Source organism: Streptomyces sp. NPDC006798 (assembly GCF_040635975.1).
GTDB lineage: Bacteria > Actinomycetota > Actinomycetes > Streptomycetales > Streptomycetaceae > Streptomyces.
The window spans coordinates 128,651-141,274 of record NZ_JBEYIS010000014.1; the positions used below are offsets into that span (position 1 = coordinate 128,651).

A 12,624-nucleotide genomic window follows, 5' to 3' on the forward strand; every position below is an offset into this window, starting at 1 on the left:
GAGCAGACCGGCCCGGCGGACCTGTACGGGTGACGGAGTTATCCACAATCCCCCCGTTGTCCACCAAGATCCACGGGCGGACGGCGGTCGCGTCACTCTCGGTGCAGGAGGTGGTGCCGAGATGAACGCCACGAAAGCACTGGGACACTACGGCGAGGAAATCGCCGCGCGCCTGCTCACCGAGACCGGAATGACCGTCCTCGCCAGGAACTGGCGCTACGGCCGCACAGGGGAGATCGACATCGTCGCCCGCGACGGCGACACCGTCGTGCTGTGCGAGGTCAAGACCCGCAGGGCAGGGCCCTTCGAACACCCCATGGCCGCGATCACCCCGGCCAAGGCCGCCCGGCTGCTACGCCTCGCCGAAGGCTGGATCGAGCGGTACGGCGGACCACCACCGGGCGGCATCCGGATCGACCTCGTCGGCGTACTGCTGCCCCGGCGCGGAGCACCCGTCGTGGAACACGTCCGGGGGGTGGCCTGATGGGATTCGCCCGTGCCTGCTCCGTCGCCCTGGTCGGTGTCGAAGGCGTCGTCGTGGAGGTCCAGGCCGACCTCGAACCCGGCATCGCCGCCTTCGCCCTCGTCGGACTCCCCGACAAGAGCCTCACCGAGAGCCGCGACCGGGTCAGGGCCGCCGTCGTCAACTCCGGTGCCGACTGGCCCCAGAAGAAACTCACCGTCGGACTCAGCCCCGCGTCCGTACCCAAAGGCGGCAGCGGATTCGACCTCGCCGTCGCCTGCGCCGTCCTCGGCGCCGCCGAACGTGTCGACCCCCGGGCCATCGCCGACCTCGTCCTCATCGGCGAACTCGGACTCGACGGCCGCGTCCGGCCGGTCCGCGGAGTCCTCCCCGCCGTCCTCGCCGCCGCCGAAGCCGGCTATCACAACGTCGTCGTCCCCGAACAGACCGCCGGGGAAGCCGCCCTCGTCCCCGGCGTCTCCGTCCTCGGCGTCCGCAGCCTGCGCCAGTTGATCGCCGTACTGAACGACGAACCCGTCCCCGTCGAGGAACCCGTCACCGACGGCCCCGACCCGATACTCGCCGGACTCGCGCTACCCGGCGCCGGCCTCGGCACCGGACTCGTCAGCGGCCCCGCGGACCAGCCCGACCTTGCCGACGTCGCGGGCCAGCACGCGGCCCGTACCGCCCTGGAGGTCGCCGCCGCCGGCGGACACCACCTCCTGCTCTCCGGACCACCCGGCGCCGGGAAGACCATGCTCGCCGAACGCCTCACCGGCATCCTCCCGCCCCTCACCCGGCGGGAATCCCTCGAAGTCACCGCCGTCCACTCCGTCGCCGGAATCCTGCCCCCCGGCCAGCCACTCGTCCGCACCGCGCCCTACTGCGCCCCGCACCACTCGGCGACCATGCCCGCCCTCGTCGGCGGCGGCAACGGACTGCCCCGCCCCGGCGCGGTCTCCCTCGCCCACCGCGGCATTCTCTTTCTGGACGAAGCCCCCGAATTCCCGGTCAAAGTCCTCGACGCGCTCCGCCAGCCCCTGGAATCCGGCTATGTCGTCGTCGCCCGCAGCGGCGGAGTCGTCCGCCTCCCCGCCCGCTTCCTGATGATCCTCGCCGCCAACCCCTGCCCCTGCGGCCGCCATACCAGCGACGGCACCGGCTGCGAATGCGCCCCAGCCATCGTCCGCCGCTACCAGTCCCGGCTCTCCGGCCCCCTCCTCGACCGGGTCGACCTCCGGGTCAGGGTCGAACCCGTCAACCGAGCCGACCTCATGGGACGAGGCGGCCGGGGAGAACCCAGCGCCACCGTCGCCGACCGGGTCCACCAGGCCCGCGAACGGGCCGCCCACCGGCTCCGGGACACCCCCTGGACCATGAACAACGAGATCCCCGGCCATGAACTGCGCACCCGCTGGCCCGTCGCCCCCGGCGCCCTCTCCGCACCCGAACGCGACCTCGAACGAGGACTCCTCACCGCCCGCGGACTCGACCGAGTCCTCCGCGTCGCCTGGACCATCGCCGACCTCACCGGCCGTGACCGGCCCCGGAACGAGGACGTCGCCCTCGCCCTCGAACTCCGTACCGGAGTACCCCGGGGCGCCACCCGGCCCACCGGAGGAGACACCCCGTGACCGAGGAACCCCCACCCGGCCCCACCGCCCGACACGCGCTACGGCCACCGGACCGATCAGCCACCGGCTCCCCGTACCCCCGGGAAACCGGCCCCCGGGACGACACCGAACGGCTCGCCCGCGCCGCGCTCACCCGCGTCGTCGAACCCGGCGACCAACTCGCCGGGCGATGGCTCGCCGACTACGGCGCCGTAGAAGTGCTCCACCGCATCACCAGCAGCCGCACCGGCACCGGCGCCGCCGCCGGGCAGGGCGGTGACCCGCCCCTGCCCGGCGCCACACCCCGCAGACTCGCCGGCTACCGGGCCCGCGCCGCGACCGCCGACCCTCACCGCGACCTCGCCGCCATCACCGCACTCGGCGGCAGATTCATCTGCCCCGGCGACACCGAATGGCCCACCCAACTCGACGACCTCGGCCCCACCCGGCCCATCGGCCTCTGGACCCGCGGCACCCCACACCTCAGAACCTGGGCCCTGCGCTCGGTCGCCCTCGTCGGCGCCCGGGCCTGCACCCCCTACGGCACCCACACCGCGGGCACCCTCGCCGCCGAACTCGCCCACCGGGGCTGGGTCGTGATCTCCGGAGCCGCCTTCGGCATCGACGGCGCCGCCCACCGAGGCGCCCTCGCCGCCGACGGCGCGACCATCGCCGTACTCGCCTGCGGAGTGGACTCCGCCTACCCGCCCGGACATACCGAACTCATCCGCCGGATCGGAGAACAGGGCCTCGTCATCGCCGAACTCGCCCCCGGCGATCACCCCACCCGCAGCCGGTTCGTCCTCAGAAACCGGGTCATCGCCGCCCTCAGCCGGGGCACCGTCGTCATCGAGGCCGCCTACCGCAGCGGGTCACTCGTCACCGCCCGCCACGCCCGTGAACTGGGCCGCCACATCATGGGCGTCCCCACACCTATTTCTGGGAGCAACGCTCTAGCTCCGATCCGGTTCCGGCTGGCCGTCGCGGCGTAGCCGGGCATAAGAGAGCCCCGGAGGGCGGGATGGGCCCTCCGGGGCTCTCTCGTACCTGCGCCGGGCCCAGGGCCCCGGGGCGCCATCCCGTGCGCTCCGGAGTACCGTCCTGGGCCGTCGCGCCCTACTGGCCGCCAGCCACCCAGCCCATGAACGCCCGCCAGGGCTGGCGAGTGGTCACGATCAGCGGGCCGTCAGCCCGCTTGGAGTCGAGGACAGCAACTGTCCCGTCGGCCGTCGCGTGGCACGCTCCGGCGACTCCAACGCAGTCGTCGCCTGCGGCCGATTCGGAGCTGAACAGAAACGGCTGGCCTACGTGAGTTCGGGTGACTCGTTCTTTGCGGATCGCCATGACGCGAGAACCTCTCGGATGAACATCTGGGTGGAGTCGGGGGACATGGCCTCCCTCACGATGTCGCTGAACGTCGAGTGGAGCTTGGCCACGTCGTCGAGCCGCGTCGAGTACCACGACCCCATGATCGTCTCAACGTAACCAACACGCTGGTCGTCGTCCATCCCGTAAAGCGCGAACTGTTCGGCCAGCGCGGGTGTTACGACCTTCTCCGGCATGACCTGGATGGAGATTTTGGCGTGCGTCGCCAGCATCAGCAGGTGGCGGAGCTGGAGGGCGTGCATGTTGCCCTCGTCCTCCATGTCGATGCACCTGGTGATGGCGCGCTCGCCGATGATGAACCACGCGCCGATCAGCTGCTCGTCGAACGTCCGGCGCAGGAACGCGCGGGCTCGCTCCTCCTTGATCAGGACCCGTCGGCGCACCTCGTAGTGAGGGAGCTTCGGGTGTGCGGCGTGGATGACCGCCGCCGAGTAGTTGGGCGTCTGGAGGTTGCCCGGGATCACGTTGCTGTCGAAGACACGCACGGTGGTGGCCAGCGCGTCCAGCGATGACAGCCGATTCAGGTTGTCGGCACCCACTTCGGCGGTCTCGATGCGCCCCATGTTCCGCTGGTCTGGGGCTCGTAGGTTTTTGATGATCTCCTGTGCGTTCACGGTCACTTGGCGACTCCGCTCACGGGCTGATGGCCTGTCATCATCCAGAATAGTGGCGTGGGTCACTCCGCATAATCACTCCGACCAAGGTGCACCCACACGGCTCTCCCCGGCCGTCCCCGGGCCTCGTGCTGGCGGGTGCGGCCGGACGCCCCCAGGCACCCCCGGAAGCCCACGGAGACCCCACGGGAGGCCCGGGAGATACCAGCCCGGGGCCGCTGGCGGCGCGGGGGAGACCTCGGGGTCGGGTTGGGCTCGCCGGCCTTACTTCTCGTGACTGATCTGAATACTTCTCGTGACTGCTCACCTTGCCGAAAACGCAAGGTCAGACGGGCATTGTGCGGGTGGTAAGGCCCATGGTGGAGTAGTCCTACACCCCGGCAGCCGTGGCTACCAGGTCGGGGGTCAGCAGGTAGTAGCCAGCGCATGGATATGACGCCCCGTCGTTACCCGCCTCACCTGGGCACCCTTCTTTCGAATGGGTCATCCATGTTGCAGTTCGATCCCGCCGCCCTGCGGCGGATCCGCGAAGAGCGCGGAATCTCTCAGCGCAAGCTCAGTACGACCGTCACGGGTGACGCCGCCCGGCTCTGCGCCTATGAGCGCGGCCGGTCCGTTCCCGACCTCCCGACCATCGGCAAGATCGCTGAGGCCCTGGGCATCGAGTACACGGCCCTCATCGGGTGGTCCAAGTGATCGCCAAGGACGCCCGGCAGATGACCGAGGCCGAACGCCAGCGACTCATCCGCCTGATCTTCGGACCGCGAAAGGGCGGCGAGGCCAAGTGACGACACACATGGAGCGACCCCCGGCGGACCAGGCCGAGGGTCGTCACGAGAGCCGCACTACCACCACCAACGAGACCAGCGAAGCACGCAGTTTCCCGGCGGTGCAAGCAGCCGCGTCGCCGTACGAGATCGCAGGTGAGTACGCGGAACTGGGCTTCGGCGTCTTCCCGATGCCCGTCAACAAGAAGCGCCCCGTGGTGGTGGGTTGGCCGGACAAGGCCCTGACCTCTTTCGAGGAGGTCGAGATCTACTGGCACTCGCTCGCCCGGCACGAGTGGCTGAACGTCGCGCTGACCCTGGACGGCTGGGTCGTCGTCGACGTCGACCCGAAGAACGGCGGGACGGCCTCGCTGGCCAAGCTCCAGGCCGATTACGGCCAGCTCCCGGCGACCCGGACGCACCACACGGCCTCCGGGCCGGACAGCCTCCACTTCGTCTACCGAGCCGATCCCGCAGTCGAGTTGAAGGCCGCGCCGCTTGACCCGGAGCGGTACCCCGGCATCGACATCAAGACCGGTCGGGCGTCGCTCATCGTCGCCCCCGGCTCGGTGATCTACAACCAGCGTTATCAGGTGGTGGACGCGGGCGAGTCCTCCGTGGCCCCTCCGTGGCTCTCGGAGATCCAGCAGGCCGCTCGGTACCTGCCCACCCGTCCTGTGGGCTCCGGGACCCCGTCCCGCCCCGCCGCTGGGCTGTCCGGCGGCCCGTCGCTGGCGGAGCTGCGGGCGCTGCCCTCGGACCACCCCGGGCGCGGCTGGCACTGGCTCGGCCAGGTGGCCGGGCACCTCGCCCGCAAGCACCGTAACGACGACTTCAACACCTACCTCGACGCGCTGGAGGAGATCGACAGCGAGTCCGACACCCCCCACGACAAGGACGCGCTGATGGTTACCGCCGAGCGAATCTGGCAGATGGAGCAGGACAAGCCCAAGGCGGTCAACGCCGAGCCGGTGTCTGACGGCCGGTACGAGGCCAGCCACCTGGGCGAAGCCCGGCGGCTCAAGGACTGGTCGGGCGCGGACCTGCGATACGTCATCGGGCGCGGCTGGCTCGGCTGGGACGGTCGGCGGTGGGTCCAGAACAACTCGACTGTCTTCCGGGCCGTCCACGAGATGACCGACCGGATGATGATCGAGGCCAAGGCTCTGCCGGACGACGACGAGAGCCGGTCGAAGCGCGTCGGCTACGTGCGCAAGCTCCAGGGCTCGGCCAACATCCGAGGCATCATCGAGCAGGCCGGACACTTGGCCGAGATCCAGGCGTCGGGCAAGGTCTTCGACGCCGACCCGTACAAGCTGCTCGTCGGCAACGGCGTGGTCGACCTCAAGACCGGCCAGCTCCTCCCGAACGGCCGCGAGTTCATGATCACCAAAGGCACCCGGATCGACTACGACCCGACCGCCTCGTGCCCGCGCTGGGAAGAGTTCCTGATGTGGGCCTTCAAGGGCGACGCCCAGCTCGTTGACTACGTTCAGCGGATGGTCGGCGAGATCCTGATCGGCCACAACGACGGCCAGCGCGCCTACTTCCTGTACGGCCCCGGCGGCAACGGCAAGTCGCAGCTGATCGAGGTCATTGGCGGAGTCGTCGGCGACTACTACACCCAGGCCCTGCCGGACCTGCTGACGGCGCAGGCCGCCGCCACGCACACCGAGGCTGAGGCCAACCTCGCCGGAGCCCGGATGATCTCCATCTCGGAGACCCGCAAGGGTCAGGTCCTGGACGAGTCCCGGTTCAACCGACTGTCCGGCGACAAGGTTCAGCGCGCGTCCCACAAGGGCGAGAAGTCGTTCGAGTTCCCGACCACGTTCACGATGGTCATGTACGGCAACGTCCGGCCCACCATCCCGTTCACGGAGGGCGTCCGCCGCCGGGTCAAGGTCATCAAGATGGACGCCAAGGTCGACCCGGCGAAGCGCGTTGAGGACCTGTCCGGCCAGCTCCTCCGGCAGGAGGGCCCCGCCATCCTGGCGTGGGCCGTGAAGGGCGCGGTGCGCGTCGCCAACGGCGAGCGCGTCGAGGACCCGCCGGTCGTGACCAATGCGGTCAAGGACTGGCAGCGCGAGAACAACCCGTTCGGCGAGTTTGCTGACGACTACCTGATCGTCGAGCCTGACGCGAAGATCTCGAACGATGACCTCTGGACGGCGTACGAGTTCTGGCGCAGCCACGGCGGGCGGGACTTCGCGAAGAACGTCACGCAGCTCGGTGACCGGCTCATGGAGTGGGCGGGCGTCGAGCAGATCGACGGCATCGAGCGGCCTCGGAACGCCATGAAGTTCGGCGGGGTCCGCAAGCGCGGATTCAAGGGCGTGAAGACCACTCTGCCCACCGTCTGACAGCGGCGGGCAGGGGGGTACACAGGTACACACCCGGTACACGCCCTCTCCCGGTGGATTCCAAAAAAAGAACTCCGAGAGCCGACCCCCGGAAGACCGTGTACCGACTGTGCACTGTGTACCCCCCTCGCCTGGGCCCCTTTCAGCACGTCAGCACCCACCCAGGATTTGAGGCATTGAAGTGACGAACATGCACCCGCTGGCCGTCGAGCTGGCCGAGAACGACATCGAGTTCAAGGAGCAGTTGGCCGCAGTGATGGCCGGGATCATCGAGACCGGGAACGTGACCCTGGTGCCCGAGTGGAAGACAGCGGTGGTCAAGGAAGCCGACCGCGCTGAGTTCGGCCAGATCACCCCCGGACCCCAGCCGCACCACATGCTCATGGTCCCCAACTCGGCGTCGATGCCGGGCGGCCCGTACTGGCTGTACCCGCTGGGCATGGAGGCGTGGCAGTACTTCACGGAGATGGCCGAGGGCTGACAGCCCGGGACGGCCAGCGGAGACCACCGGACGGCCGCCCGGGGCACAGAGCACCCGGGCGGCCCCAGAGGGCCAGGAAGACCCCACGGGAGCCCGCCGCGACGCCAGCCCGTCGCCCCCGCCAGCCGGGGGAGAGGCAGGGCGGCGAGACCAGTCACGACGAATCACAGATTCAACACGGGAAGTTAGGCCGGCGAGGACCCGCACGGCCAAAGTGAGAGGCAGGTGCAGGGTGGCCGTGGAGTTCAGGAAGGCGTATTCGGCGCGAGTGCTCGGGCAGCGGCTCAGCGTCATCCGGCGGCATGGTCTGTATGACCCGGACTGGTGCTTGGCCAAGGTGACCGAGGGCCCAGGGCGCGGGCAGCTCGACCAGATCATCCGAACCGAGTTCGCGAGGGCAGGGTTCAACTGCCTGTTCGACGCGACGGTTGTGTTGAAGATCGACGCGCCGGGCCTGCTGGCCAGGTTCGAGGAGATCGGACACGCGGAGCGGCTCGTGTTGAGGCTGCTCCCGCCAGCACCCAGAAAGTGGGTGTACGCGCCGCAGGATCGAGTGGTCCTGGAGGGCCCGGGGGAGGACCCGGAGCGACCCGACCCGTACTGGTGGGCGTCGGACGCGAAGCAGCCCCCGAAGGAGCCGCAGAACCCGCCGACCGGACCCCGGAAATTCTGGTCAGGGCTGTAGCGCTGCGGACATGAATGAGCCCCCGGAACCTACGCATTCCGGGGGCTCACCCGTGACCCCAAGGAAGGTCGCAACACATGCGCCGTGATGACCTCACCGCCGAATGTCGGCTCGGTATCAGGGTGTGCTGGGACCAGGAAAGCACGAGGTGGCCCCAGAGCGGTACTTGACAGAAACGCAAAAATTATGCGTATGCGCATGTGCATGATTTTCTGGGGATATGGACGGAAGGAGACTCCAGATGTTCATCGGAAAGGCTCTGCGTACTCTGCGCGAAGCCCAGCGGATGAGCCAGAGAGAAATCAGCGAAGCTCTTCTCGTGGAGCAGTCGACGGTAAGTCGGTGGGAAAACAACGAATGTCGGCCGAACGTGGAATCGCTGATCAAGCTGGCGGCCATGTTCCACGTTTCGCTGGAAGACCTCGTGGAAGGACACGTGAGCTGACATGAAGCAGGCGGAATACGCGGCGGCGTCGCCGGGGTGGTGGGTGGCCAATGGCCAGGGCATCGACCGGATGGGGCTGTGGCAGTTCGACGAGGACGGCGTAAGCCCGACCACCAAATCTCGGGATGGCATGTTCATGGCAAGCCAGCCGAGCGACGCGGTGTTCGAGATGCGGGGAACGGCCCGTCAGATCGCGGGGGCGGCGCACCTGCTGCGGCTGCTGGCCACGGTCGATGAGGCCGACCCGGACGAGGTCGAGCGGCTGCGGCGCAGGGTGCTGGAGGAGGTGGGCGAGTAGTGGCCGCGCTGGAGGGACCGGTCAACCCGGACGGGGAGCAGGGCGAAGGGCAGGGGGTCGGCGAAGACATACCGGTAGACCCTCGCGCGGAGCTGGTAATCGTGTTGGCGCAGCAGGGATTTGGCCGTAACGAGATTTCAAGGCGCACCGGGATCTCAACGTTCATGGTCTCGAAGATCGCCCAGGCTCACGGCGTCGAATTCGACCGCGCCAAGATGGAGCAGCCCCTTAAGGATCGGCTGAATGACCTGCGAGTCGCCCAGGCCGGAGCTGCCGAGGGCTTGAGCGAAGACCTGATCATCGCCCGAACCGTCTTCCGGATGGCGCGCACCCCTCGCGACTACGCCTTTGCCGCCAAGGCCATCGTCGACATTCAGAACTCGCTCTACAAGGCGATGCTGGCGGCGGCACCGGCCCTGGAAGACGTCAACGAGGAAGCCAAGTCCCTGCTGGGCGACCTGATGAAGGGCATCAAGGAAGTAAACGCCTTGATGGAGATTGAGGACGAGATGTACGAGCGGGGCGAGTTCGACCAGATGAGCCCGTCCTACCTCGAACAGAAGAGGAAGCGAGAGGCAAGTGAACGTGCAGATCGCGAAGGGTTCCACTGAGATCACCCAGGGCCCGACGACCCCGGACGGCCCGAGCGTGGACGAGCTGCGCACGATGCGGCGCGGATACGAAGAGACCAGCCGCCGGGTGACGGACCACTGCGTCGCCAACGGCATGGCCCTGAACACCGACCCCGGCGGCGAGGTGGCCGAGCACGAAATGGCGGCTCTGCGCCGGACGGCCAGCCACTCCGGCCAGCGGGCCCGGACGACGTCCCGCCAGCACCCGGAGTCGTACACCGAGGCCCGAGACCCGGTCACCCGGGCCGTGGTCCGCACGTACGAGGACGGCCGCACCGAGATCCGGGGATGACCGACGGTCCGAACGGGCGTGAGCCCACCCATTCCGCACACCACTCATGCCGAGGAGGCAACCCCATGAACGACGACCTGATGACCCGGGCCGAGCAGGCCATCGCCGACGAGGAGCACGCCCGGAAGGTGGCCAAGGCCCGGGAGCTGCTGGCCGACGACGAGGCCGCCCAGAAGGCCGCCGCCCTCAAGGCCCGGCAGGACCAGACCCGGGCCGAGGTCAAGGCGATGGTCGAAGCCGACGACGTCACGCTGGAGCACGTCGCGGCGAAGTTCGACGCGGCGGTGTCGGCGCTGGCCGAGCTGGCCCAGGCCGCCCTTCACCGTGAGCGGGTCATCTACGCGGCCAACCACAAGATGCAGGGCGCGCAGCTGCCGGAGGCGCGTGGCCGGACCAGCGAGGTCCAGGCGGACGGCGTGGTCCACCACGTCAACGACGCCCCGCCGCGTGTGCTGCTGGCTCGGGCCCTGGTCCTCGTCGCCCAGGCTGAGGGCACCCCCAACAACGGGTTCGACGCCCTCGCCACGGACCTGACCCGGATCGCGGGTCCGGTGCACCGCCGGACCAAGGTCGAGGAGATCCGCCGCTAGGTCGGCCGGACCTTGCCGGGTCGACATCGACCGCCGGACCTCGGTCCAGATCCCGTGTCGATCCGGCAAGTTGAGGCCCGGACCCGGTCTGGATCTGCTGGCGAGGTCGGCCCGGGTCTTGCGGACCAGGCACAGACCCCCACACCCCCCAAAGCGGGAGATCCGGCCGGGCCCACCCGATCTGGCCCCGGAACCCCTCACGCGAGGCCCACGCGGCGCGGGGTGGCCCCCAGGACTGGGGCCCAGCCCACGAGATACCCACGGGAGGGCTCCGGCGGTACTACGGACGGCCTCTCGTACCGGGGCCGGTACTCGGTGCCCGCCCGGGGGTCTCAGGCCCTCGGAGATACCTCCGGAGGGCTCGCCGGCCGCACCTTAACGATTCGACGCTGAACCGCACTGCCCGGACATACAGCGAGGGCCCCCGCACCCCGGTCGAGAGAACCGGTTGGACCGTCGGGGGCCCTCAGGAGGCGACGCGTCGCGCCAAATCCCCAAACCCGAGTGAACCAGCCTGCTAGCCGATGCCACCTCAGTGAGGACCGCCCCAGGGAAACACACACCTTGGGGCGCCCGGAAGGGATGCCAGAAATGGCCACCAAGAACTTCAAGCCCACTTTCCGAACCGCCACCGGACGGGTGGTGTCGTTCGAGTCGGCGACCACCAATGACGTCGCCGCCAAGAAGCGCGCCGGATTGTCCAAGGCGGGAATTCCGAAGCCGCCCAAGCTGGTGCCGCCGCCCGCGCTGGCGGAGCCCGAGCGCCACGAGAACGACGGAATTCCGGCCGTCCCGACGGCCCTTTTCCTGTTGAACGTGCTGGCGACCGGGTGGGCGTACGCCAGCCACGAGTTGGGCGGGGCGGTGCCCGGCTCGCTGGCCACCCTCCTGGCGCTCTACCTGCTGTTCTGCGTGGTCAAGCCCAAGTCCCGGAAGGGGAAGTAGTCATGGCGAAGTTCGATCCCCGCTGGCTGAAGGCGTACCGCAAGCTCAGCGGCTTGTCACAGCGGGAGCTGGCCGAGGCCGCCGGGGTGTATCAGCCCCAGGTGGCGAAGTGGGAGAGCGGCCAGCGGACGCCCGCCGAGCACAACGTGGCACGCCTCGCGTCGGCCCTCGGCCGAGACCCCGAGGACTTCCTGTCGTAGCCGATATCACTGTGCCACCGATATCACTGTAGCCGTGCCGCAGCCGCCCCCGGAGGCCCCCCGTGCCCGTGCACGGGGGGTGTGGGAGGGGGTGTCGTACGACAGTCCCAGTGATATCGGCTCGGGTGATATCGGGACCGGTTACTCGTCGTGAATTCAGGTGCGGGAATGGGTGCGGTCGAGCCTATGCGGAATGACGCTCTAGCTGGGAATTGTGCGCCAAATTTGCTGAATGTTTTAATGGCATTTCCAGCACGACAAGCCGCAATTCAGGGAGTACCGAAATGGCCGCCAAGAACACCGCCGCGAAGACCGCCCAGCCCGCCGCCGACGAGCTGCACGCCTGCGAGTGCTCCCGCTACGACGCGGTGTTCCCGGACGAGCTGACCGAGGAGAACCTGGAGTCGGGCAACTACCAGATCTTCGAGACCGGTTGCACCGCCCAGACCAAGCGGCTGTTCGCCCCCGGGCACGACGCCAAGCTCAAGAGCGCGCTCATCAAGTGGGGCGCCCTGGGCCTGGACATCCGCCGGACCGACGAGGGCGGGGTGGCCACCAGCGCCGAGGCCGTGAAGCACGCCAGCGCCTTCAAGTTCGCCCACATGGTGGCGGCCGGAATCAAGCGCGCCGAGGACAAGCGGCTGGCCAAGCTGGCGAAGGCCGAGGAGCGCGCCGCGAAGAAGGCCGCCCCGAAGGTCGTGACCGCCAAGGTCGGGCGCTGGGAGCGCCAGGGCACCGTCGAGGGCGGCGTCTTCACCTACCAGGACGCCAAGGGCGCGACCAAGACCACCACCAAGTTCGCCCTCGTCGGCTGACCCACCCGCCACCGGGTCCGGCCGGGGGGAGCACCCCG

At 69.0% G+C, this 12,624-nt stretch carries 16 protein-coding genes and 1 pseudogene; 15 read left to right on the forward strand and 2 right to left on the reverse strand.

What is annotated here, in order from left to right:
* The first annotated feature begins 121 nt into the window (after positions 1 to 121).
* The 3 genes and pseudogenes from ABZ714_RS12460 to dprA all read left to right on the forward strand — a co-directional run.
* Positions 122 to 484 (forward strand): YraN family protein, encoded by a 363-nt coding sequence (locus ABZ714_RS12460; protein ID WP_358825142.1) that lies wholly within the window; start codon positions 122 to 124, stop codon positions 482 to 484.
* Positions 484 to 2,097 carry a YifB family Mg chelatase-like AAA ATPase gene (locus ABZ714_RS12465; protein WP_358825143.1) on the forward strand — a complete coding sequence of 538 codons (1,614 nt, stop codon included), beginning with the start codon at positions 484 to 486 and terminating at the stop codon, positions 2,095 to 2,097. The genes ABZ714_RS12460 and ABZ714_RS12465 overlap by 1 nt, the downstream gene beginning before the upstream one ends.
* Positions 2,094 to 3,029, forward strand: a pseudogene (dprA, locus tag ABZ714_RS12470) (DNA-processing protein DprA); the annotation flags it as partial. The gene ABZ714_RS12465 and the pseudogene dprA, both read left to right, overlap by 4 nt.
* Before the next feature lie 163 nt (positions 3,030 to 3,192).
* On the opposite strand, the gene ABZ714_RS12475 reads toward dprA, so the two are convergent.
* Positions 3,193 to 3,420, reverse strand: coding sequence for a DUF397 domain-containing protein (locus ABZ714_RS12475; protein ID WP_358825144.1), 228 nt, complete (start codon positions 3,418 to 3,420; stop codon positions 3,193 to 3,195).
* A complete protein-coding gene (locus ABZ714_RS12480; RefSeq protein ID WP_358825145.1) occupies positions 3,381 to 4,082 on the reverse strand; it encodes a DUF5753 domain-containing protein in 702 nt (233 codons plus the stop codon). Before ABZ714_RS12480 ends, ABZ714_RS12475 begins: the two co-directional genes overlap by 40 nt.
* Positions 4,083 to 4,565: 483 nt before the next feature.
* On the opposite strand from ABZ714_RS12480, the gene ABZ714_RS12485 reads away from it, so the two are divergent.
* The 12 genes from ABZ714_RS12485 to ABZ714_RS12540 all read left to right on the forward strand — a co-directional run bounded on the left by ABZ714_RS12485 (position 4,566) and on the right by ABZ714_RS12540 (position 12,586).
* Complete coding sequence (locus ABZ714_RS12485; protein ID WP_358825146.1) at positions 4,566 to 4,772, forward strand: helix-turn-helix transcriptional regulator; 207 nt, start codon at positions 4,566 to 4,568, stop codon at positions 4,770 to 4,772.
* Positions 4,773 to 4,872: 100 nt separating this feature from the next.
* Positions 4,873 to 7,203 (forward strand): phage/plasmid primase, P4 family, encoded by a 2,331-nt coding sequence (locus ABZ714_RS12490; RefSeq protein WP_358825147.1) that lies wholly within the window; start codon positions 4,873 to 4,875, stop codon positions 7,201 to 7,203.
* A 181-nt stretch (positions 7,204 to 7,384) separates the two neighbouring features.
* Positions 7,385 to 7,684 (forward strand): hypothetical protein, encoded by a 300-nt coding sequence (locus tag ABZ714_RS12495; RefSeq protein WP_358825148.1) that lies wholly within the window; start codon positions 7,385 to 7,387, stop codon positions 7,682 to 7,684.
* A gap of 238 nt (positions 7,685 to 7,922) precedes the next feature.
* Positions 7,923 to 8,369 (forward strand): hypothetical protein, encoded by a 447-nt coding sequence (locus tag ABZ714_RS12500; protein ID WP_358825149.1) that lies wholly within the window; start codon positions 7,923 to 7,925, stop codon positions 8,367 to 8,369.
* A gap of 241 nt (positions 8,370 to 8,610) precedes the next feature.
* Complete coding sequence (locus ABZ714_RS12505; RefSeq protein ID WP_358825150.1) at positions 8,611 to 8,814, forward strand: helix-turn-helix transcriptional regulator; 204 nt, start codon at positions 8,611 to 8,613, stop codon at positions 8,812 to 8,814.
* 1 nt (position 8,815) lies between these two features.
* The gene (locus ABZ714_RS12510; protein ID WP_358825151.1) at positions 8,816 to 9,112 is read left to right on the forward strand and encodes a hypothetical protein; all 297 of its coding nucleotides are present in this window, start codon (positions 8,816 to 8,818) and stop codon (positions 9,110 to 9,112) included.
* Entirely contained in the window at positions 9,112 to 9,723 is a 612-nt protein-coding gene (locus ABZ714_RS12515) for a hypothetical protein (protein ID WP_358825152.1), read from the forward strand. Before ABZ714_RS12510 ends, ABZ714_RS12515 begins: the two co-directional genes overlap by 1 nt.
* A complete protein-coding gene (locus ABZ714_RS12520; RefSeq protein ID WP_358825153.1) occupies positions 9,692 to 10,036 on the forward strand; it encodes a hypothetical protein in 345 nt (114 codons plus the stop codon). The genes ABZ714_RS12515 and ABZ714_RS12520 overlap by 32 nt, the downstream gene beginning before the upstream one ends.
* Before the next feature lie 65 nt (positions 10,037 to 10,101).
* Positions 10,102 to 10,626, forward strand: a complete 525-nt coding sequence (locus ABZ714_RS12525) for a hypothetical protein (protein ID WP_358825154.1) — start codon at positions 10,102 to 10,104, stop codon at positions 10,624 to 10,626.
* 591 nt (positions 10,627 to 11,217) lie between these two features.
* On the forward strand, positions 11,218 to 11,571 hold the full coding sequence (locus tag ABZ714_RS12530; RefSeq protein WP_358825155.1) for a hypothetical protein: 354 nt from the start codon (positions 11,218 to 11,220) through the stop codon (positions 11,569 to 11,571).
* Between the two features lie 2 nt (positions 11,572 to 11,573).
* Positions 11,574 to 11,771 carry a helix-turn-helix transcriptional regulator gene (locus ABZ714_RS12535; RefSeq protein WP_358825156.1) on the forward strand — a complete coding sequence of 66 codons (198 nt, stop codon included), beginning with the start codon at positions 11,574 to 11,576 and terminating at the stop codon, positions 11,769 to 11,771.
* A gap of 284 nt (positions 11,772 to 12,055) precedes the next feature.
* Positions 12,056 to 12,586, forward strand: a complete 531-nt coding sequence (locus ABZ714_RS12540; protein WP_358825157.1) for a hypothetical protein — start codon at positions 12,056 to 12,058, stop codon at positions 12,584 to 12,586.
* The last annotated feature ends 38 nt before the right edge of the window (positions 12,587 to 12,624 follow it).

What these genes read in the sequence shown, in the direction of transcription:
- ABZ714_RS12475 (WP_358825144.1), bottom strand. Translation starts at nt 3,420, where the DNA reads ATGGCGATCCGCAAAGAACGAGTCACCCGAACTCACGTAGGCCAGCCG.
- ABZ714_RS12535 (WP_358825156.1), top strand. Translation starts at nt 11,574, where the DNA reads ATGGCGAAGTTCGATCCCCGCTGGCTGAAGGCGTACCGCAAGCTCAGC.
- ABZ714_RS12525 (WP_358825154.1), top strand. Translation starts at nt 10,102, where the DNA reads ATGAACGACGACCTGATGACCCGGGCCGAGCAGGCCATCGCCGACGAG.
- ABZ714_RS12465 (WP_358825143.1), top strand. Translation starts at nt 484, where the DNA reads ATGGGATTCGCCCGTGCCTGCTCCGTCGCCCTGGTCGGTGTCGAAGGC.
- ABZ714_RS12485 (WP_358825146.1), top strand. Translation starts at nt 4,566, where the DNA reads ATGTTGCAGTTCGATCCCGCCGCCCTGCGGCGGATCCGCGAAGAGCGC.
- ABZ714_RS12530 (WP_358825155.1), top strand. Translation starts at nt 11,218, where the DNA reads ATGGCCACCAAGAACTTCAAGCCCACTTTCCGAACCGCCACCGGACGG.
- ABZ714_RS12460 (WP_358825142.1), top strand. Translation starts at nt 122, where the DNA reads ATGAACGCCACGAAAGCACTGGGACACTACGGCGAGGAAATCGCCGCG.
- ABZ714_RS12490 (WP_358825147.1), top strand. Translation starts at nt 4,873, where the DNA reads ATGGAGCGACCCCCGGCGGACCAGGCCGAGGGTCGTCACGAGAGCCGC.
- ABZ714_RS12505 (WP_358825150.1), top strand. Translation starts at nt 8,611, where the DNA reads ATGTTCATCGGAAAGGCTCTGCGTACTCTGCGCGAAGCCCAGCGGATG.
- ABZ714_RS12510 (WP_358825151.1), top strand. Translation starts at nt 8,816, where the DNA reads ATGAAGCAGGCGGAATACGCGGCGGCGTCGCCGGGGTGGTGGGTGGCC.
- ABZ714_RS12540 (WP_358825157.1), top strand. Translation starts at nt 12,056, where the DNA reads ATGGCCGCCAAGAACACCGCCGCGAAGACCGCCCAGCCCGCCGCCGAC.